The organism is Flocculibacter collagenilyticus (assembly GCF_016469335.1).
In the GTDB taxonomy this organism is placed as follows: Bacteria; Pseudomonadota; Gammaproteobacteria; order Enterobacterales; family Alteromonadaceae; genus Flocculibacter; species Flocculibacter collagenilyticus.
The window spans coordinates 1,120,083-1,140,833 of record NZ_CP059888.1 but is presented as its reverse complement, the minus strand read 5'-3'; the positions used below and the strand labels follow the sequence as shown (position 1 = coordinate 1,140,833).

General features: G+C 40.1%; 23 protein-coding genes. 8 read left to right on the top strand and 15 right to left on the bottom strand.

Annotated elements, in window-relative coordinates:
- Nucleotides 1-43: 43 nt before the first annotated feature.
- Nucleotides 44-520 (bottom strand): MarR family winged helix-turn-helix transcriptional regulator, encoded by a 477-nt coding sequence (locus tag HUU81_RS05060; protein ID WP_199611966.1) that lies wholly within the window; start codon nucleotides 518-520, stop codon nucleotides 44-46.
- 662 nt (nucleotides 521-1,182) lie between these two features.
- Here HUU81_RS05060 and putP point away from each other — a divergent pair.
- The 4 genes from putP to proC are packed head-to-tail and all read left to right on the top strand — an operon-like array spanning nucleotide 1,183 to nucleotide 5,921.
- Nucleotides 1,183-2,694: a sodium/proline symporter PutP gene (putP, locus tag HUU81_RS05055; protein ID WP_325071769.1), complete on the top strand. Its 1,512-nt coding sequence runs from the start codon at nucleotides 1,183-1,185 to the stop codon at nucleotides 2,692-2,694.
- A 13-nt stretch (nucleotides 2,695-2,707) separates the two neighbouring features.
- Nucleotides 2,708-3,811 carry a glutamate 5-kinase gene (gene proB / locus HUU81_RS05050; RefSeq protein ID WP_199611177.1) on the top strand — a complete coding sequence of 368 codons (1,104 nt, stop codon included), beginning with the start codon at nucleotides 2,708-2,710 and terminating at the stop codon, nucleotides 3,809-3,811.
- Nucleotides 3,811-5,058 (top strand): glutamate-5-semialdehyde dehydrogenase, encoded by a 1,248-nt coding sequence (locus HUU81_RS05045; RefSeq protein ID WP_199611176.1) that lies wholly within the window; start codon nucleotides 3,811-3,813, stop codon nucleotides 5,056-5,058. The genes proB and HUU81_RS05045 overlap by 1 nt, the downstream gene beginning before the upstream one ends.
- A gap of 23 nt (nucleotides 5,059-5,081) precedes the next feature.
- Nucleotides 5,082-5,921, top strand: coding sequence for a pyrroline-5-carboxylate reductase (gene proC, locus HUU81_RS05040; protein WP_267983425.1), 840 nt, complete (start codon nucleotides 5,082-5,084; stop codon nucleotides 5,919-5,921).
- Nucleotides 5,922-6,024: 103 nt separating this feature from the next.
- On the opposite strand, the gene HUU81_RS05035 is transcribed toward proC, so the two are convergent.
- The 3 genes from HUU81_RS05035 to HUU81_RS05025 all read right to left on the bottom strand — a co-directional run bounded on the left by HUU81_RS05035 (nucleotide 6,025) and on the right by HUU81_RS05025 (nucleotide 8,270).
- Entirely contained in the window at nucleotides 6,025-6,540 is a 516-nt protein-coding gene (locus HUU81_RS05035; RefSeq protein ID WP_199611174.1) for a CC0125/CC1285 family lipoprotein, read from the bottom strand.
- A gap of 67 nt (nucleotides 6,541-6,607) precedes the next feature.
- Nucleotides 6,608-7,633, bottom strand: a complete 1,026-nt coding sequence (locus tag HUU81_RS05030; RefSeq protein WP_199611173.1) for a DUF5924 family protein — start codon at nucleotides 7,631-7,633, stop codon at nucleotides 6,608-6,610.
- 217 nt (nucleotides 7,634-7,850) lie between these two features.
- Entirely contained in the window at nucleotides 7,851-8,270 is a 420-nt protein-coding gene (locus HUU81_RS05025; protein WP_199611172.1) for a DUF1801 domain-containing protein, read from the bottom strand.
- A gap of 180 nt (nucleotides 8,271-8,450) precedes the next feature.
- Between HUU81_RS05025 and HUU81_RS05020 the strand changes: the two genes are divergently transcribed.
- Nucleotides 8,451-9,482, top strand: coding sequence for an NADP-dependent oxidoreductase (locus HUU81_RS05020; RefSeq protein WP_199611171.1), 1,032 nt, complete (start codon nucleotides 8,451-8,453; stop codon nucleotides 9,480-9,482).
- Nucleotides 9,483-9,539: 57 nt separating this feature from the next.
- Here the strand turns inward: HUU81_RS05020 and HUU81_RS05015 are convergent, their stop codons facing one another.
- From HUU81_RS05015 to HUU81_RS04990, 6 genes are all read right to left on the bottom strand, one after another.
- Nucleotides 9,540-10,295 carry a class I SAM-dependent methyltransferase gene (locus HUU81_RS05015; protein WP_199611170.1) on the bottom strand — a complete coding sequence of 252 codons (756 nt, stop codon included), beginning with the start codon at nucleotides 10,293-10,295 and terminating at the stop codon, nucleotides 9,540-9,542.
- Between the two features lie 126 nt (nucleotides 10,296-10,421).
- The gene (locus HUU81_RS05010; protein WP_199611169.1) at nucleotides 10,422-10,835 is read right to left on the bottom strand and encodes a hypothetical protein; all 414 of its coding nucleotides are present in this window, start codon (nucleotides 10,833-10,835) and stop codon (nucleotides 10,422-10,424) included.
- A 57-nt stretch (nucleotides 10,836-10,892) separates the two neighbouring features.
- A complete protein-coding gene (miaE, locus tag HUU81_RS05005) occupies nucleotides 10,893-11,465 on the bottom strand; it encodes a tRNA-(ms[2]io[6]A)-hydroxylase (RefSeq protein ID WP_199611168.1) in 573 nt (190 codons plus the stop codon).
- A gap of 132 nt (nucleotides 11,466-11,597) precedes the next feature.
- Nucleotides 11,598-12,269: a sulfotransferase family protein gene (locus HUU81_RS05000; protein WP_199611167.1), complete on the bottom strand. Its 672-nt coding sequence runs from the start codon at nucleotides 12,267-12,269 to the stop codon at nucleotides 11,598-11,600.
- A gap of 74 nt (nucleotides 12,270-12,343) precedes the next feature.
- Nucleotides 12,344-12,862, bottom strand: a complete 519-nt coding sequence (locus HUU81_RS04995; RefSeq protein WP_199611166.1) for a sugar O-acetyltransferase — start codon at nucleotides 12,860-12,862, stop codon at nucleotides 12,344-12,346.
- 33 nt (nucleotides 12,863-12,895) lie between these two features.
- Nucleotides 12,896-13,273: a DUF2750 domain-containing protein gene (locus HUU81_RS04990; RefSeq protein WP_199611165.1), complete on the bottom strand. Its 378-nt coding sequence runs from the start codon at nucleotides 13,271-13,273 to the stop codon at nucleotides 12,896-12,898.
- Nucleotides 13,274-13,499: 226 nt separating this feature from the next.
- On the opposite strand from HUU81_RS04990, the gene HUU81_RS04985 reads away from it, so the two are divergent.
- On the top strand, nucleotides 13,500-14,771 hold the full coding sequence (locus HUU81_RS04985; RefSeq protein WP_199611164.1) for an alpha/beta hydrolase-fold protein: 1,272 nt from the start codon (nucleotides 13,500-13,502) through the stop codon (nucleotides 14,769-14,771).
- A gap of 69 nt (nucleotides 14,772-14,840) precedes the next feature.
- On the opposite strand, the gene HUU81_RS04980 is transcribed toward HUU81_RS04985, so the two are convergent.
- The 5 genes from HUU81_RS04980 to HUU81_RS04960 all read right to left on the bottom strand — a co-directional run bounded on the left by HUU81_RS04980 (nucleotide 14,841) and on the right by HUU81_RS04960 (nucleotide 16,936).
- Complete coding sequence (locus tag HUU81_RS04980) at nucleotides 14,841-15,032, bottom strand: CsbD family protein (RefSeq protein WP_199611163.1); 192 nt, start codon at nucleotides 15,030-15,032, stop codon at nucleotides 14,841-14,843.
- 222 nt (nucleotides 15,033-15,254) lie between these two features.
- Complete coding sequence (locus HUU81_RS04975) at nucleotides 15,255-16,076, bottom strand: M48 family metallopeptidase (protein WP_199611162.1); 822 nt, start codon at nucleotides 16,074-16,076, stop codon at nucleotides 15,255-15,257.
- A complete protein-coding gene (locus HUU81_RS04970; RefSeq protein ID WP_199611161.1) occupies nucleotides 16,069-16,482 on the bottom strand; it encodes a TM2 domain-containing protein in 414 nt (137 codons plus the stop codon). Before HUU81_RS04970 ends, HUU81_RS04975 begins: the two co-directional genes overlap by 8 nt.
- 12 nt (nucleotides 16,483-16,494) lie before the next feature.
- Nucleotides 16,495-16,719 carry a membrane protein insertion efficiency factor YidD gene (gene yidD, locus HUU81_RS04965; RefSeq protein WP_199611160.1) on the bottom strand — a complete coding sequence of 75 codons (225 nt, stop codon included), beginning with the start codon at nucleotides 16,717-16,719 and terminating at the stop codon, nucleotides 16,495-16,497.
- Entirely contained in the window at nucleotides 16,712-16,936 is a 225-nt protein-coding gene (locus HUU81_RS04960) for a DUF4177 domain-containing protein (protein ID WP_199611159.1), read from the bottom strand. The genes yidD and HUU81_RS04960 overlap by 8 nt, the downstream gene beginning before the upstream one ends.
- Nucleotides 16,937-17,303: 367 nt before the next feature.
- Between HUU81_RS04960 and HUU81_RS04955 the strand changes: the two genes are divergently transcribed.
- Both HUU81_RS04955 and HUU81_RS04950 read left to right on the top strand, forming a co-directional pair.
- Complete coding sequence (locus HUU81_RS04955; protein WP_199611158.1) at nucleotides 17,304-19,901, top strand: M14 family zinc carboxypeptidase; 2,598 nt, start codon at nucleotides 17,304-17,306, stop codon at nucleotides 19,899-19,901.
- A gap of 157 nt (nucleotides 19,902-20,058) precedes the next feature.
- Nucleotides 20,059-20,751: a CPBP family intramembrane glutamic endopeptidase gene (locus HUU81_RS04950; protein WP_199611157.1), complete on the top strand. Its 693-nt coding sequence runs from the start codon at nucleotides 20,059-20,061 to the stop codon at nucleotides 20,749-20,751.

Genomic DNA, 20,751 nt, shown 5'->3' with positions numbered 1-20,751 from the left:
CGTTAATGCAATATACAAGTAATACAATTAAGATTTCTCTCATTTATTGCTTTGTTTGAATTGTACCAACCTCCAGCAATGGCGCAGCATCTAGCTCTTCTGCATCCATCATTTTCGCCAGTCGTTGCATTGTGGCAACCATTTGTGTTTGTTCCCACTCATCTAAGCCTTCAAACCGATTAATGAAATGATCTTGGAGCGGTTTAGGGGCCGAAGATAGCACCTCGTTACCCCTATCGGTAAGAAATAAGTCCACTTTACGTTTATCTGCAGTAGAGCGCTCACGAGTAACCAATCCACGGCTCTCTAAACGATCAAGAATGCTAGTGACAGTAGCTGAGCTCAAATTAATATTTTCAGCGATTTGCTTAACCATGATCCCTTTCCCCGCAGCAATTTCCTGTAGAACAATTAGCTGAGGACTGGTTAAGCCTGTTTCTTTGCTTAACTTTTTAGAATAAAGATCTATCGCACGAATAACTCGTCGTAACGAAATAAATAACTCATCATATTTTTTCATCATAATTTTTACGCTTAATTACTACTAAACTCAGATTCGAATGGTCAGCACGTCAAGCTAAACACATAACATGTTACTCACGCACACCGCTAAATGGTAAACCCAAGCAATCATACCAGCAAAAGTTAGTATTCAAATGATTTTATTCGACTATATAAAGAATATCGCTGATAAATTAATAGAACCATCGCATAATTAATTAGTACTAAACTCATATAAAATCAATTTAAAAGATATAAAGCGCTATAAAACAAGCTTGAAATTATTAATAACGAACAAAATTTGATATTAATGTTTAATGCGCGTACAATTTTAATTCGAACACTAATCATTTTAATACTAATTAATTTCTGAAGTTGTCAAATATCACACATAAAGCATTAATTAGTATTCAAATGAAATAACCTCAATTTACACAACGAGCAAAAGTATTTTATGTACACCGTAAACACTAATTTCATCCTTATTTCAAATGAGCGCAACGCGCAATCTGGTAAAACTCCCCCTCTTCCACATATAGCTATCGGTTCATCTCCTATTCGGTGTTACGCTAAGGAAAGTTGAGCCACAGCAACATTGTGGCATTATCAATTTCGCCCCTTAATAAAGTAAAACGATAACAATTAATAAATTACTTAATTTCTTACAAACGGAATAGAACAATGAATACAACGATAGCAGTTGAAAGTTTGGCATCTCTCGGCATTTATTTTGTCGCAATGCTTGCCATAGGGTTATTCGCATACCGTAAATCAACGAGCGACATTTCAGGTTATTTGCTTGGCGGTAGACAAGTTAGTCCACAAGTTACCGCACTTTCTGCGGGAGCTTCTGATATGAGTGGTTGGATGCTTATGGGCTTGCCCGGTGCAATGTTTGCTGCTGGCTACGACACAATATGGATTGCTATAGGTTTACTAATCGGTGCACTATTTAACTATCTACTTGTTGCACCTCGATTGCGTGTATATACAGAGATGGCAGATAACGCCTTAACACTACCTGAGTTTTTCTCAAAACGAATTGGAAATAGTCAACATACGTTACGCATTGTTTCTGCTTGTGTCATTATTCTATTTTTTACTCTGTATACCTCTGCTGGCCTAGTGGCTGGCGGTAAGTTATTTGAGTCAGCATTTGGCATTAATTATCATATGGGACTAATTATCACGGTCTCTGTAGTGGTTGCATACACTTTATTAGGCGGTTTCCTAGCCGTAAGTCTCACCGACTTTGTGCAAGGATGTATCATGTTTATCGCATTGGTATTAGTTCCCATTGTTGCCTTGCAATCATTCGATAATGCCGCAGAGGTACCTGCTTATGCAGCTAATAGCATTCCAAGCATTTCAGACGCCTTGGGAAGTTTAACCGTACTTGGTCTCATCTCTAGTTTAGCGTGGGGACTCGGCTATTTTGGACAGCCGCACATCATTGTTCGCTTTATGGCTATCCGCTCGGTGAATGATATTTCCACTGCGCGAAATATTGGCATGAGCTGGATGACGGTCACTATTTTAGGTGCATTAGCCACAGGTTTTGTGGGTGTCGCATACGCTAACAAGTTTAATTACCCTATTAGCGATCCTGAAACAATTTTCATCGTATTTTCGCAAATCTTATTTCACCCTTTTATTAGTGGCTTTTTATTAGCAGCTATCCTTGCTGCAATCATGAGTACGATTTCATCTCAATTATTAGTGTCATCAAGTTCACTCACTGAAGATATCTACCGCGTATTTACTACAGAAGAAGTATCAGAAAAACAACTCGTCAACATTGGTCGCATCGGTGTACTTGTAGTGGCACTTGTCGCGGTGATACTGGCGTTTGACAAGTCTAATAGTATTTTATCCCTTGTAAGTAATGCATGGGCGGGGTTTGGCGCGGCATTTGGCCCACTTGTACTGTTCAGTTTGTTCTGGCCAAAACTCACCAGTAAAGGCGCTATTGCAGGCATAGTATCAGGCGCTGTCACCGTCATCGTATGGAGTCAATTCCCAATTTTGGCTAATGCAAAACCACTTTCTAGCATTATATATGAGATGGTTCCTGGCTTTATAGTTAGCTCATTATTTATCTATTTTGTGAGCCTTCAAAGCAGAGAACCTTCAAACGCTGTAACAACTCAGTTTTACAAAGTTCAACAGCACTTTTCGTCAAACAACGCTTAACACCTGAGGTTATATGAAATCGTTTAACTGGAAACGCATCGTAGTAAAAGTTGGTAGCGCACTCATTGCGCCTAATAATACTGGATGTAGTCCCCATCACCTGCTCAGCATCGCACGCTTTATTGTGCATTGTCGCGCGCAAGGCGTACAAGTTGTTTTAGTTTCGTCTGGCTCAGTGGCCGCAGGCGCCCACCAATTCGCACAAGGCGAAAAGCGTGATATTGCACTGAAAAAAGCAATGGCAGCAACAGGACAAACTGAAATGATGGCAACGTGGGACAAGTTATTCGATTTCCCTTCTGCCCAAATTTTATTAACACATGGCGACCTTCGTGATAGAGAGCGCTACGAAAGTATTCGTGCCACCATATTTTCGCTGTTAGAACATGATGTGTTACCCATTATTAATGAAAATGACACGGTTACCACAGACAATTTAAAAGTAGGTGATAACGACAATTTATCAGCTATGGTAGCAACCGCCGCCGATGCGGATGCCTTAATCATGTGCTCTGATATTGATGGATTGTTCACCAGCAACCCAAATCTTGATAAAAACGCCAAGTTACTGTCAGATGTGGCTGAAATTAATGATGATATTTATGCTATGGCAGGCGGTGCCACCAGCGGCGTAGGCACAGGCGGTATGCGTACTAAAATTGAAGCGGCCGAAAAAGCCGTATCACATGGTATTAGCACCTTTATTATCAATGGTTTTAATGAGCAGGTATTCAATGAACTGCTTGCAGGTAGAAACCCCGGAACGCATTTCCATAGCCATAAAACACCTATGCAGGAAAATGTTCATTGGATGAAACATACATCAACTGAACAAGGTGAGTTAATTGTTGATAGCACATTCGACATGCCGAATGAAGATGAAGTGGAACAAATTACCGGAGACGAAATCATCCAAGTAAAAGGTAACTTTTCTATTGGTGATACTATTTTGTTACGTAAGAACGACGGTACAAAAATCGCTAAAGCGCGCACTAATTACAGTAGTTGTTTATTAAATTACATTGCTGAAAACGAAACAGGACCAACAACTGCACAATACATAAAAAAAACCGGTCCTATCGTATCAGACGAAAACATCGCAATTCTGGAGAAATAATGAGTTTAATTACACAACTGGCAAAAAATGCAGCAACATCATCACGTATTCTTGCGTCGCTCACTACCGAAAAAAAGAATGCGGTATTACTTGATATGGCGCACGCACTGAGAGCTAATGCGACACCTATTTTAGCCGGTAACGAAATCGACCTAGTTAGCGCAAGAGAGAATAACTTAGCAGAAGCTATGATCGACCGTCTTACGCTTAACGCTGAGCGTATCAATGATATGGCGGAAGGCATTGAAACAATTGCAAAATTAGACGACCCAGTAGGACAATTACGCGATTTAGGACAACGTCCTAATGGCTTAAAAATCAGTAAAATGCGCATTCCTCTTGGAGTGGTGTGTATGATTTATGAAGCGCGTCCAAATGTAACCGCGGATGCAGGGGCATTATGTTTTAAGTCTGGTAATGCAGTAATTTTACGCGGTGGACGCGAAGCCTTAAATAGCAGTAAAGCCATTGCTGAAGTATTACATCAAGTATTAAGACAACATGAGTTGCCTGAAGCACTTATTACGATTATCCCAAATCCTGATCGCGCATTATTAATGGAGCTGATGGCACAACGCGAATACATTGACGTTATCATCCCTCGCGGTGGTGAAGGGCTAATCCAGTATGTTACTGATAATAGTAAAATACCTGTGATTCAGCACTTTAAAGGGGTGTGCCATTTATACATCGACAAAGACGCGGATCTTGAGCGCGCAATTAATTTATTAGTGAATGGAAAAACTCAGCGCACTGGCGTTTGTAATGCCCTTGAAGGTTTAATCGTTCATAAAGACATTGCTGATAAATTTTTGCCACTAGCCGCCGACATACTTAGTCAACACAATGTAGTTTTAAATGGCTGTAATCAAACTCAACAGTACATTGCACTTGATAATGTGCTGAACGATAATGACTTTGGTCAAGAGTACTTAGATTTGGAAATTGCTATTAAGCTAGTTGACGATTTACAAGGTGCATTTGATCATATCGCAGAGTTTGGCAGTAATCATACTGAGGTCATTTGTACTGAAAACGCAACTACAGCCAACCTGTTTCAACGTCTTGTGGATGCATCCGTTGTTATGGTTAACGCATCTTCGCGTTTTTCCGATGGCAGTCAACTTGGCTTAGGTGCAGAAATAGGCATAGCAACGACCAAGCTACATGCTTATGGGCCGATGGGGCTTGAGTCATTAACTGCTGAAAAATATATTGTAAATGGTCACGGTCAAATCCGTAATTAAACGTCGCTAAAAAGGAGCATCTCATTTTAAACGAAAACTTAAAAATCGCTTTCATTGGTGGTGGCAACATGGCTAGCGCAATTATCGCTGGCTTAATTAAAAGCGGCCACAATAGCAAAAACATTTTAGTTTGCGCACCTACTGATAAAACACGTAACCGATTATCAGAAGAATATGGCGTTATAACTAATCAAGATAATAGTAGTGTACTTAAATTTGCTGACGTCGTTATTCTTTCGGTTAAACCGTATTTAATAAAAGAAGTGTGCGAAGAGTTAGTACACGCCAGTAACGATGATCATCAAGTGATCGCAAATAAGTTATTTATGTCAATTGCCGCAGGCGTGACTGCACAAGCTATTTCATCTAGTTTAAATAACTCGCCACGTGTGGTTGCTACTATGCCTAATTTACCTACCGCAATTGGTGAGGGGCTAACAGGTATGTTTGCTGAAAGCAGTTGTAGTAATACAGATAAAGCTACAGCCGACGATATTATGAATGCAGTTGGCAGCACGGTTTGGGTAGAAAGTGAAAACGCTATGCCCGCTATTGTTGCCGCGGCAGGAAGCTCTCCAGCGTACTTTTTCTTATTTATGGAAGCAATGGTAAAAGCGGCTATAGGACAAGGACTGGATGAGGAAGGAGCAACTAACGCCGTCATGCAAAGTGCTAAAGGCGCTATTATGCTAGCGGCTAACAGCCCCCACTCTTTTGCTGAACTTCGTCGCCAAGTAACATCTCCAAAAGGTGCTACAGAGCAAGCAATCAACGCATTTCAAGCGGGCGATTTAGATCAGTTAGTTAAGCAAGCGATGAAAAGTGCGGCTGCTAAAGTTGAAGAAGTGTACAAACAAATATAATCACTTTTTCAGCTTCTCTAGCGTTTTAAACTGACAATTGAAAGCCTGCACTTAAAACTATGCACTTAAAACTAAAGTGTAGGCTTTTTATATGGATGGCAGCTTATTTTATTTGCGCTCTAATATTTTTAGCCAACTCTTTGGCATCATAAACACGATTACGATCTTCAGGTGTGCCAGATCCCATTGTGATTTCAATTGAAGATACGTAGGCACCGTCCTCTTCTGTAGTAGTAACAAATCCACCAATATAGTGCGGCGTGACCACTGTTCTACATCCTAATGCACCACAGCTACGATACACGGTAGTGCCCGTTCTAATTGCGGGTGAAGTTTGAGTAACTTTACGTTTTTCAGTTTCACTATCCTGACTAATAACTAAAAACCAGTCATGCCCTTGCTCTATTGTTAAATCTGCTGCTCGCAGCAATGCATAATCTTTCACCGTCTCTTTATCGGTGATCCTGTTTCCGCGAAAAGTAATACGGTATTGATTGCTAGTCAGCTTTGTTTGCGAGTAACCATAGTCCCGCTTATTACTCGCCTTCTCGTAAGTCGTTGGGCTAGCACAACCTACCAGTAACAATACTAACAACGTAAATAACACTACTAACTTCATAAAACCTCCAGTTAATACATAAAATTGGCGTGACATACGTTCAGTATAGTTTATGCATTCTCTTCAATTACTCTTTGCCTTCAGGAGTAACCGTAAATCGTAGTACACCAATCATTTGCCCGGCATCTGTAAGTACTTGTATTTGCCATTTACCTACAGAATCTGCCGGAAAATTATTTTTATGTGTCCAAGTTCGGTAGCCATCTTTGCGCCCTCCTGTAATTGACAATGCAATTCTGTCTACCTCTTTACCTTCATGTTTCCATACGTGAAAAACCGTTTCATTTAAACCGCGTGGCGCTCTAATGGCTGTAAAGGCATACAATCCTTGAGAGTGTAATGCTCTATCGGTTAGCGTTTTAATTCCTTCACTGCTCTCATTTTTTTCACTTTTCTCACTGGTTATATGAACTTGAGTTAACCACAAGGTTGCGGGTGGGACGAAAAGTCGTCCATACCACAGCACTGCTGCCAGTGAAGCAATTAATACTCCCGTTCGTAGAATGCTTGCCCACCGCCCCGATTGTGCAGCCAAACGAAATAGTGTGGGAATTGCGAGCACTACAGTAGCCACAGTTGCATACCGATAGCTTTGATCTGTTGTCAAGTGAAGGACAATTGGCAGTACGGTTAATAGCATGATGAAAAGCGTAAGCGTATGAAATGCCATAAATAATAAGCGACGAGCGGCTAACCATCGATAATAAAAGGGATCAATCACTGAGAACAATGCCGCAACAACCAACAAGCCTGTAAATATTGCTTGGCCACTGTCCCACGTCGTGGTGATCAAAAAGAATGGCAGCACAAAGAACAAACTTTCTTGATGAATTAATTGTGTGCCATAGCGCAATAATGTGGAAGGCACTTTTATAGCAAAATGCTGATTAATTTTATCGACAACGATGTTTTCCAGCATTAACCAAATCCAGCAAATAATTAAAACTACGGCTATAACCCCGCCCGTTTTATGTTGCCGATTTATTAAGAAAAAGCTTGCCACTCCTGACATAAAACTAATGACAGCGAGCAAACGCGGATAGCGCTGAAAAATGGATACTGCAAAGGCAGTCAAATACTTTATTTTTGTCATGGCTGCTTACTACTGATCGAATAATGCTAAACACCAATAATCGATTAAGCAAAATATTTAGACGTTTAACCCCAAATCAGCGCACTCGATTATCCAGACTTCAAGCTGATAACAAATACAACGCATTGTTAGCTTTGTATTATTACTCACCTGACATACTACGTTAGTTCATCTAACCTAGAATGTCGATGATTGTGAAAATAAAGCAATTAATCAATTACGCTCCCAGAAGCGGTAAATGTTTAACTTTATGGTAGCTGAAAGCTAGCTCGATACAGTGCCGAACAATGAGGCTCTTACTTGAATGGCATGAAAGTGGATCATGTAACGAAAAGACAATGGCACGGTTTCTCTCAAACTCCAAAGTGTGTGAATACAACTCGCGAAATGTATCAACAAGCTTTGACTGACAATGAAAAAACATGAAGTACTTAGTTGGTTGTTCTGGCTTCCAATCAATTCTAATCGTGCTGCCTCCTTTTACTCTGTAACTTGGCTCACCCCACTTTAAACTTTCTTCAACCTCACCAAGCTTTAACGTTTTAGCTGTTTCAAAAATAAGTAAACGCAACTCCTGCATAACTGGCTTTACATGCTCAGGGTAACAACTAAATTTATTATCTATGCTTCTCACCATGCCTTTACCTTTACTGCACTCACTATCGCTGAATAACTATTTGAATATTAAATATATGTTTAATACTTGAATTTGCTCTCCAGCGCCCAAAGTGCACTATAGTGTACCGATAATATTAAATGTAAAATATTTTTTAATTTTAGCCGTGTTTTTATTCATCATTTCAATTTGGAGACTCACATGACATCAGTCGATAACCGGAAGTTTGTACTTGCCTCACGTCCAACAGGCGCACCAACAGAAGATAATTTTGATTTTAAAACCGAACAATTACCTGAGATAAAAGACGGTGAACTATTGCTTCGCACTATTTATTTATCGCTAGATCCCTATATGCGAGGACGAATGAATGATGCAGAGTCATATGCTGAACCTGTTAACATTGGCGAAATCATGGTTGGCGCCACGGTATGCCAAGTTGAACAATCCAAGAACGACAAATTTGCCGTGGGTGACTGGGTACTTGCATATACGGGCTGGCAAGAATACGCCATTTCGAATGGGAAAGAACTAATGCCCCTGGGTAATGATCCTAGTCGTCCTTCATACGCACTAGGTGTAATGGGAATGCCAGGTTTTACCGCTTACATGGGTTTGCTAGATATAGGCGAACCTAAAGAAGGTGAAACTGTTGTTGTGGCAGCGGCTACGGGCCCGGTGGGTGCTACCGTCGGACAAATTGCCAAAATTAAAGGCTGTAAAGTGGTCGGTATTGCTGGTGGCACCGAAAAATGTCAACACGCGGTAGAAAAACTTGGCTTTGATGCTTGTATTGATCACAAAGCGGATAATTTTGAAGAGCAACTAAAAGAAGCCTGCACTGATGGTATCGATGTGTACTACGAGAATGTAGGTGGTAAGGTATTTGATGCAGTTTTACCCTTGCTAAACATATCCGCTCGCATTCCTTTATGTGGCTTAGTCTCGCAATACAACGCAACCTCGTTGCCAGATGGCCCTGATCGCATGTTTGCATTAATGGGACATATATTAACTAAGCGTATAAAAATGCAAGGCTTTATTATCTTTGATGATTACGGCCATCGTTATGACGAATTCGCCAAAGATATGCAGCAGTGGCTTAACGAAGGCAAAGTTCATTATAAGGAGCACATGATAGACGGATTTGAAAACACCGTTACTGCATTCAATGATATGTTAAACGGAAAGAATTTTGGAAAAACAGTAGTTAAAGTCAATAATCCACTTTAAAAGTGGTATTTATAGGATGGAAAGCGCGTAACACAAGCTTTCCATCTTCAACCGCATTTATTTTTTCTTAAAGAGTACGTGTATCCAATTTGCTTGCTCTTTGATAAACGGCTTTTGTATATTTCTGATATAAAATGAGGCTTTAGTAAACAGCTTTTGTAACATCGTTCTTTGAGGTGGCTGCATTAATTTTGCGTTACAGTAGACACAAGGCTCATCTTGTAAATACGTGCCGTAAGGGTTACCTGCTAAATCTAATAACCATGTTGATATTGGATTGGTAAACGAGTTTGTTTTACTCACGTACGACACTTCACAAACGTCGAACCCTGAAAACAAATGCTGTAAACGGTCTTCGTCGAACTTATTGACGTGCCCCCAAGCCGGATTCTTTTTTCCACAACTTAAACAGGTGGTTCTACCTACCCGTAAGTCTTGCTTGTAGGGAACACCGGTGAGTATATATTCATTTGCAACGCGCCCTAACTCTGTACATGCTGTTGCAAGTAAATGAGGGGAAATATGCTCAAGCACCTCTGCACAAAACACAAAGTCAAAGCAATTATCATTAAATGCTAAGTCTGTAATATCACCTTTTACACAGGTGATTTTTTCATGCTGTATTTGAGGTTTTACTAAGTCCAGCGCTGTTACATTTTCAAAGCAACTAGCAAGTAATAGTGAAAAATGCCCATCTCTAGCGCCAATATCTAATGCTTTTCCTGCAGCATGCTCAGAAGCGTTAATGAGGCGCAACAAATCACTTTCTCTTTGCTTCTCTCGATCTGACTCGCGGTATTCTGACAAATCCATTAATTTTCCCTAGTCGATGTAGCTTATAATCAGATAAATTTGCGCGCATAACATAGCACATTTTCGGCTCATATAAATGAGTGTTGAAAAGTTATTTATATGTTAAGTTTTTGGATTCAGGTTGAGCTACCGCAATACGAACAATGCCACACTGGCTAAAAGTATTAATACAACATGTGGGAACGCAATGGTTGGTCTAATCGCTTGGCGGCAATACTCACCAATCAAGCCAAGCCCTGTTGAAGCGCTTTTTTGGTATTCTGAATTGAATTGGAACGCCGTTTGGTCAGTACAATTTACCAGGCTTGACTCAATTTGCAGTAACCTTGGCTCAATGCGTGATTGAAACGTTTTCCAGATAGCATCTTGCCCCCAAATAATACCTAATAGCAATAAGCTAAATACGCTAAGACTATGCGTTATATACATGGCTGTGAGTACGCTAATACTCAATAACTTAATCATTAGCGAATACTTTTCATAGCTATCAAACTGGTTTTGTAATAGTGACCATTCTTTTTGTAGGGCTTCTTGTTCCATGTTTTCACTTACTCTATTTTTATTATTTTTATCGGTTAACCATAAGGCCTACACACTCTAATGCAGTGCAGCCCTGAACGGTAATTTAGCGCAAATTTCGGCTTCAGCTATTAATATTTCTTCTAGCCTCTCATCTACCGTTTCTTTGGGAAAGTATTCATACGCCAGCTCTACAAACAAATTTTTATGCTTTTCTTCTGATTTAGCAATCGCAACGTAAAACTCTTTTTCTTTACCTTGTGGTAATGCCTCAGCCACAAGTGAAAAACGTTCATGCCCCCTTGCCTCAATAACTCCTGCTACCAGCAATCTATCCATTAAAAATACCTCACTGCCATTACGAAATAGCGCGCGCAGTTGTTTTACGTAAGTGTCTTTTTTATCATCACCTAAGTTGACATCACGATCTAAAAGCAGTTTTAGCACTTGCTTGAAGTGGATTAACTCTTCTAAAGCCAAATCTGTCATTGCTTTAACTAACTTTCTACGGTCTGGATAATGCGACAGCATAGATAGCGCCATGCCAGATGCTTTTTTTTCTGCTGCGGCATGGTCTTGCAAAAAGGTATCAAAATCAGCCAAAACTGCATCTGTCCAAGCACTTGGCGTTAAGTATTTAAGTTCAAACATTCTTTTTCTTTATAACATTTATAAGACAGGAGGATTCTACTTTGGATTTGACGAAAGTGAAGTGAAATTATTAAGGCGGTTAATGTAGCCACAAAGCGATTGAGCATTTCATGAAGAAGTTACGCAATTAGTTTACAACCCGCTATCAACCTTACCATTGCGGGTAGACTCTACTTTCAACGGATGTTTAATACTTTTCCAAGTAGTCACTTTGTTACCTGTATTAACTACTTCAAATCCTGCGTCTTCATTTACATTGTTACTCGCATTCAAAAAACGAGTAAACGTTGCAAAACTGCCTGCTTCGCTAACGTCTATGGTTAGTAGTCGCTCGGGGGCTGATTTAAAATATTTTTCTATTTGAGTTTGATGCTGCACATAGCAACCTAACAAAAAGTCATCGCTGTCAATATTGTCAAGCGTTAAGGGAAAAAACACCTCGTTATAACAACGCTTTAATATTGGATTAAACCCACCATCTTGACGCTGTAGATTAACGTACATTCTTTGCAATAATTGTTTAATTGAAGGCAGCCACTTTTCAGGTTTGCGCGTTAAATAAATAAACTTCGCAGCTGGATATTGCTCAGCTAATTGAGGGTAGTCACAAAATATTGGTGTATCTGCAATTACCTCAGCCTGCTCGAACGCCTCTTTTACGTAAGCGGTATGCGCCGTTTTAAAACCTAACTTTAGCGCTGCAACACACACACTGGTGGTTGCGGTTCGAGGTAAACCAATGATGAAGTATTTTCGGGTCGCTGATGACCTTGATTGGCTAGGAGTTGTGTTGCATTCAGTCATAGTAATTAGCCATAATAATCAGTCATAACAGTCGGTTGCTATTGTTGTTCACAATTATTGGTCGCAATTATCGATCATAGCGACTTAATAAATTGTGCGGGATTACCCGCAAATAAACTATTATCAGGCACCAATTTTGTAACCACGCTCCCTGCCCCTATCACGCTATTATCACCAATCGTTACTCCAGGTAAAATGATAACACCTGCTGCAATCCACACATTAGCGCCTATTTTCACGTCTTTTGCATAATTATGTTTTAACAAGCGCGCTTGCGGCTCAACACCATGCTCAACAGCCATAATCTGTACGTTTGGTCCAATTAAACAATCATCGCCTATCGTCACATTCCCCGCATCTAACACGGTGCAATTGATGTTGATAAATACACGATCGCCAATCTGAATTTTATCGCCATAATCACAATAAAACCCTGACTCAATCACGACTTGCTCGCCACAACTGCCAAATAACGCCTTTAAACGTTTTAAGTTACCTTTACTTGGGCTGCGTGCAAACTGACGGCAAATTTCATGCACCTGCTGACGTTGTGCAATAAGCGTAGAAGTTAAACTATCGAATTGTGACCTCATATTCTTGCTCTTCGTTCAGCCTAAAAGTTTGGCTTATATACCAAAGTTAGAAGCAAATTCACTAGGTGTTGCGATTAAGCTTTCTCCAGCAACATTTGGTTGTATAGCCAGCTGAAAGCCATCGTTCTCCATTCCTACCACCCAAGCATTTAAAAAAGCACTGAGTTCAATTTCAAGCGGCGTGCATTCAGGGTGATCAATTGCCGCCCATGTTGTCGCTAATTGTTTATGCGAAAATATCGCTAAACATTGCTCTTCACCGGTATTAATCAGTAAGCAGCCCTTCTCGTCACTTAATGTCCATATTTTTTGATGTTGCTTAGCTTGAGAGACAATATATTCATAACGGGTTTCGTCCGACATATTGTTAATGACTTCTACTTGCTTATCGGTTAATTGCGCATCACTCATGTTATTTCCAGCGGTTACATTTAGTTAATTGCTGTAATGATAACAAACTCGCACCCAGCTACGAAAATAAATGCACCAAATAGCGCACAAAACAAGCGCAAAAAAATAAGCGTATAGCCTCATTTGATCTTTCTTTTTTCATCATTTAACGCAAAGCATTATATTAACGTTTAAATTAATTGGTACTATAAGAAAAATAACAATAACGAACATGGAGTTAGAAAATATGAAAATGCCTCAATTTTCATTACTTGGTAGCCTAGGGATATTTATTTTGAGTATGCTTTCAGCTACCAGTTTAGCAAAAACCCCTATTGTTGAAGGATATGTATTTGAGCATAGCTCTGAAGTATTAGACGAGCAGCGCCGATATATGATTTCATTGCCAGAGCGTTACTTCTTAGAAAATTCAGAACAGCGAAACTACCCAGCGCTATATATTGTTGATGCAGATTTTCAATTTCACCACACTGCGGCTACCGCCAAGCATTTAGCCCGCGTTGGAAAACTTCCGCCCATGATTGTAGTAGGCATTGCCAATCAAGGTAATCAGGACTACATGTACGCAACAACCTGGAGCTCAAAGAAAAAACAAGAAACGGATCAAAAGTCAGACGACCCATTTGGCGGGGCGGAACAATTTCACAAATACTTAAAAAATGAGTTAGTACCATTAATTGATAAACGTTACCGTACAAGTAAGGACAAAGCGTTAGCCGGGTACTCGTTAGGAGGCTTATTCTCACTATATAGCATGATGAATGCTGACACGCCATTTAATGCCTTCATTGCCATGAGCCCAAGCGCTTGGTACGACGATAATGAACTAAAAACTAAAGTAGAGCAGTATTTACAACATGCTAAACCAAGTAGCCCAGTGTTTTTATCGGTCGCGAATGAAGAAGGCATGGGCGTCACTGAAATTAACCTAGCTTTTGAAAAATACGCACCTAAAGATCTTCGCTGGAAATTTAAACAATACCCTGAAGAAAACCACTTCACCACCTCATTACCCGCACTATATGACGGTATCACTTTCTTATCACCTACTTATAGCAAAGACGGTTCCGATTTAGTTGCACTAGGCGATTACCACGCAGTACTCGACTATTTTGAGCAACAAAAACAGCAATGGGGCGGGTTCACATTTGGATGGCTGCAAGCTTATCAATTCTCTAAATATGTTTTCTGGTCAAAACAAGTGGATAAAGCCGATGAGATTCTAGCCGCAGTGAAAAAGCGCTTTCCTGAGTCGTACGTAGAAGTCACTACGCAATTAACAAAAGGATTTCTGGCCAAGAAGAATCTTGATAAAGCTGAACAATTATTACGCTCTATTCAAACGTCGGCCGAACACTTTCCAGAGTGGCACAGCCAGTTAAGTAAAGTATTAGCGGCTCAAGGCAAACAAGAATTAGCTGACAAACATCACCAAAAAGCGATTAAATTTGCTAGTAAGGCGCAGCTTGCATCATGGGAGGTGTGGGAACTTCATTAAGTCTTGTTATAAGCATAAACAAACAATGCCAACCGAATTCAGTTGGCATTGATATATGTGTGAGCGTAGTTATTTGTTTAACTGGTTAAATTCGCGCTCTGCTTCTTCTCTTTGCATACCGTATCTTTCTTGCATTTTTCCGCAGAATTTATCGCAACGTCCATTTATTTGCTGAACATCATCATCAGTAAGCTTCCCCCACTTTTGTTTAACGCTCCCTTTCATTTGTTTCCATTTACCTTCAGCAATATCTTTATTCATTTGATTTCTCCTAATTTGAAAAATGTAAACGATGGTGAGCTTAATGCCCAATTACTGCCACGCTAAGTATAGGGCATAAATCAGTTGTTGCATGAAATTTAACAATAAAATCATAAATAGGTAACACTTTGATTTTATATAAGATAATTTGACGGGGGGATCGTTTTAATATGAATGTAAAGCTGGGTGTAAACTTAATGAGTCACTTATCGTAGGATGAGCTTAATGGATTGGATGTTTGGCCAGCTGAATACGCTCATCTAAATTTGGATGAGTGCTTAACCATGAGATCTCCTCTTTTTCATGACGCTTTAATTTTTCAAAAATCGATACCATGCCATCGGTATTACCATACTTTAATTTGAGGTGATGAATAGCAAATTGATCGGCTTCTTTTTCGGCACTACGTGAAAAGTTAAGAGCAAGGCCAAGTGCTGTGCCTTGTAATAGCACATCAACGACACTTGACATATCACCAAATAGTAATGATATCGAAACTGACACAAGCGATACGCTTACCAAATTCTCCATCACATGGTTATTTTCAACATGCCCTATTTCGTGTAACAGAATAGCCGCAATTTCTTCGTCACTTTCTGCCAGCGCAACCATTTGATCCGTGATGATAATCGTGCCATTTGCCAATGCTAGCGCGTTAGGCTCTTCCCGCCAGCTTTTAAATATCAATTGATATTGTCTACCATCGCGTGAATGCTCAAGCTCTTTTTTGTTAGTGTTCAGTGCTTCTTTTGACGCTTGCTTTGCCGTTAACCTGTTAAACAGCGTTTGTATTGCTTGCTGACGTTCAACACTTAACGCAGTAGGTTTAAATTCAGCCTCGTCGAGGGACTTTAATGTGTTCTCATCTAAATACTCATAGGCTTTATCTGGAATGTTGCTTGCAATTTTTTCTGAAAAATAAGGCAAACCAACATACGTAAATTGATAAATAGCGATAGTAATAACCAGTAAAGAAACAGCTATAATTTTAAGCCATTGCTGGTTATTACTCTTTTGAAATTGTTCATGAAGATGGTTAGTCATGATAATGACTATGTGAGGCAGATCGAGCGATCCCTGAATGCATCTTTTTACATTCTTCTAGGGCAGATTTCATCACTTCGTTATTATAGTGCTGCACAATTTTTTGACTATTAAATAACTGGGGTAGCTCAAAAATAAAAATGCTCAAAATAATCCAAATACCAAAGCTACTAATCGTGATGAGTCCAACTAACATCACAATAACATTAATCATGCCACGGCCATTCTCTCCCAAATAGAAGTGATGTAGTCCTGCTACAAAAAACCAGTTCAAAACAGCATAAGTATCGGGATCTTTTACTTGGCTTTTTTCAATTTGATAGTAAATACGCTTCTGTTCATCAGACAGCGTTGCGATTTCTTTTCGAAGCTGATCTTCTTCCATTTTCAACAAATCAATATCCATGCTTAATATCCTTTAAACCAGCGGGTCGTTTATTTTATGAATACAGTCAGGATCATTACACCGCTTAATGCGCTGTAAGCCTTTACTTACACCAGCCAATACGCCGTATTGACTAATGGCTTGATACGTATATTCAGAACAAGTTGGCTCAAAATTGCATTCAAGATTAAAGTGCTGTTTCGAGCCACCTGTTGTTTGATATTTTCTAATAGCTAACAGAATTAGCTTTTTAACCATACTTTCGTCCAAGTGTTACAATGACGGCTTCTCTAGACCAAAATAACATAAAGCGCTTGTTCTCTAACACCTGAAACACAACTTGCCAGCCATCAGCAGCTTCAGCATTTAGCGTTGCTTCTAGCTTTTTAAGTGGCAATCCACTTGAACCAAGTAAAAGAGTACCACAACCACCTTCAACAACGTGGATCACCTTATATTCATCATAATGCGTCATAATATATCCTTATTCGCTTTTTCTATAAATTTCAGACAAATATACACAAATTCATAAATTTTAACAGCCATTAAAATTTATTTGATTATTTTTCATGCAAAACTTTGTTTTGTTACTTTTTTGTTACTAAGCTTTCCTAGCTCAGTATCACAATTGAGCGAAAATAATAGAGCGGTTGACACTAACACGCTGCCAAAAACATTCAATTTAATCGCATTGATCTTGTATTGCAGGCTGGAGGTTTGATTTATCAAAACTAACGGCCAGCACGTTACAAAAGTGCGATGAGTATTGAATAAAAAATAATACAGCAAAGCTCAACACGCTCTAATTTCTAATAAATAAAATAACGAAGGAAGTGAAATATATGAACAAGGTTAGAGCAGCCATTGTTTCAATTTGTTTTGGTAGCATGGCAGGCATTCCGTTAGCGAGTGTTGCTAATGAACCCGCAGATATCCAACAACTGATGGAAGAAGAAAAAGCCCAGCAAAATATTTATCGAGCGTACTATCCCAATATGGACACGGCGCGCAAAGCTGCAATCAGCTTGCATTCATTTTTGCTTGAAAGTAATCATGAAGAAGGCTATTTAATTTTAGAATTAAGCGACGAAGAAAAACTAAAACTAAGTAAGTTTGGTTTTCGGTTCGAAATCGCTCATACATTTATTAAAAATCGGAATTTAAGATTAACCGAGCTTCAAAAAAACATCGCTGCTGCCGACAGCAGCATTACACCTACCGCTGGCATTCCCGGTTACTCATGTTATGAAACGGTAGAAGAGAGCTTTGCAGCAGCGCAAACCATTGCCAGTAACAACCCTACATTAGCTACTTGGACAGATGTTGGTGATTCTTGGGAAAAGTCTGACGGACAAACAGGCTTTGACATGAAAGTATTAAAGCTCACCAAAAATAATGGCATCACAACAAAGCCCAAGCTGTTTATCAATTCTGCTATTCATGCGCGTGAATATACGACAGCGCCACTCGCTCTAGACTTTGCACGTTGGCTCATAGATGGCTACGGAACAAATGCAGATGCAACATGGATATTAAATCACCATGAAGTGCACTTGATGCTGCAAACAAACCCAGACGGCCGTAAGAAAGCTGAAACGGGCCTTTCTTGGCGTAAAAATACTAACCAAAACTATTGTGGCGCCAACAGTAACAGTCGCGGTGCCGATTTAAACCGAAACTTTACATTTACATGGAATAGCTCGGGCGGCTCAAGTGGTAATGTATGTAATGCCACCTACCGCGGCCCAAGTGCAGGCTCTGAGCCAGAAACACAGGCCATTGAAGGTTATGTTCGTAGCTTGTGGCCAGACAGCCGGGGACCTAATCAGAACGATCCCGCACCAATGGACACAAGCGGTATTCACATTGATTTACACAGTTACAGTGAACTCATTTTATGGCCTTGGGGAGGCACCAATCAAGTTGCTCCTAATGGCATAGAGCTACAAACTCTTGGCCGTAAATTTGCGTTTTTCAATAACTATTACCCACAGCAATCCATTGGTTTATATCCAACTGATGGAACCAGTGATTCGGTCAGTTATGCTGAGTTGGGTGTAGCGGCATTTACCTTTGAGTTAGGTACTAGCTTCTTCCAAAGTTGTTCTACGTATGAAAACACCATTAAGCCTAACAATTTACCAGCACTGATTTATGCTGCCAAAGTAACCCGTACACCTTATATAACACCAGGTGGCCCTGATGTTACAGCAGTTAGCTTAGCGGGTAATGCCTCTACCACTGGCGTTCCTGCGGGTACGCCAGTTAACATTACGGGTAGTGCAAGCGATCAGCGATTTAGTAATGCTAATGGTAATGAAGGTACGCAAAACTTAACCCAAGCAGAATACTATATTGATGTGCCGCCTTGGGAGGCAGGCGCTCAAGCATTTAGCTTAAACGCAAGTGACGGCAGTTTTAACTCAAAAACTGAAGCGTTCGACGGCACCATCAATACAGGAAGTCTTAGCGAAGGTCAGCATATCGTTTATGTTCGTGCTAAAGACGGTTCTGATAAGTGGGGAGCAATTAGCGCTGTATTTTTAAATATCGACAATAGCGGAGCTGGCGATCCTGTAGCCAACTTTACCTTTGATTGCACAGAACTAGCCTGTAACTTCGACGCATCTAGCTCTACCGATGTAGGTGGCAATATTGTTAGTTATAGTTGGGACTTTGGTGACAGCAGTAGCGGCACTGGCGTAAATGCATCCAATACTTACGCAGCCTACGGTAACTACACTGTATCGCTTACCGTCACTGATAACGACAATAACACTGCATCAATTAATAAAGTTGTTGAATTGGTTGATCCCAGTAATGGTTTAGTGAACGGTCAACCTATAACAGGCTTATCGGGCAGTCAAGGTGATGAGAAACGCTATGAAATGCAAGTTCCAGCCGATGCAACGGGGTTAAGTTTTGCTATCTCGGGCGGCACAGGTGATGCTGACTTATATGTGAAATTTGGTTCTGCGCCAACAACGGGTGACTATGACTGTAGACCATGGAGAAACGGTAATAACGAAACCTGTAATATTGATCCAACACAACAAGGTACTTACCATGTAATGATTCGCGGTTACGCAGCTTATTCAGGGGTAACGTTAGTTGGCTCATATAGTACTGGTGGCACTCCAGGGGATAGTGGCAGCAACTTAAATATCAGTGTAAGCCAAGGGTATTGGTTTAGACACACTATTGAAGTACCTGCTGGCACATCAACGTTAACAGTTACAACAACAGGTGGTAGTGGCGATGCTGACTTATATTTAAGATCAGGATCAGCGCCATCAACCATCAACTATGATTGCCGCTCATGGAACAGCAGTAACCAAGAGTCTTGTGTAATCAATAACCCTGCCGCAGGCACGTGGCATGTTGGTGTATACGGTTATCGCCGCAGCGCAGGTATAGATGAAAACTGGAATTATGAATAATCCAACTTTTATTACTGAAAAGTAACTTCAAGCCCTACTAGGGCGTGTTGACCTTTATAGGTCAACCTGCCCTAGTAGGGCTTTTTATTCAATACAACAAAGCGAGGATTTATAATTTTTACTACCCTTAGTCATACTGATACTAACTGGAAAACACATGTCAACGATTGCCCCTCCAACAGCAAAGCAAAAGAGTCCGTTTTTACAAGCCGTTGCTGGGCAAGGCGTTATTCTTGTAATTGCGTTAGTCTTAGTATTTTGGCCTTCAACTGCTATTAACTGGTGGAACGATAACTGGTTTTTTGAGTTAGGGTTAGGGTCTGTTGTAGCAATTATCATGTACTTTTTTCTGTATTTACTGCTCATCGTTAGCTTGAATTTCACTGACACATTTCACCAGTTAGTACGCGCAATTAGGCCAATGCTAACAAGCTTCTCACAGCCACAACTAGTTTTACTAGCCGTGTTGGCAGGTACTTCTGAAGAACTTCTATTTAGAGGCGTATTTCTTTATTGGTTAACGATTGGAATAGAAAGTGGCGTAGCGCTTTTGGGAATAGAGCTAACCAAGCTAATCATGCTATCAGAAGGTGTATCGGTGAGCCTGTTAAGTATAATGTCTGGGATTTTTTTATCGTCACTATTATTTGGTTTAGCACACCCTATTTCTAAGGTATATATTTTGCTGACGAGCTTAATTGGAGTCGTACTAGGTGTGATTTATGTAAGCATTAACAGCATGTTAGTAGTAATAGCTGCACATTCTATATACGACTATCTTGCGTTTTATGTGCTAACCAAGCGCCCAGACTGGTTAAAAATCGGCGAGCGCTTGGAAAACGCAGGTTGA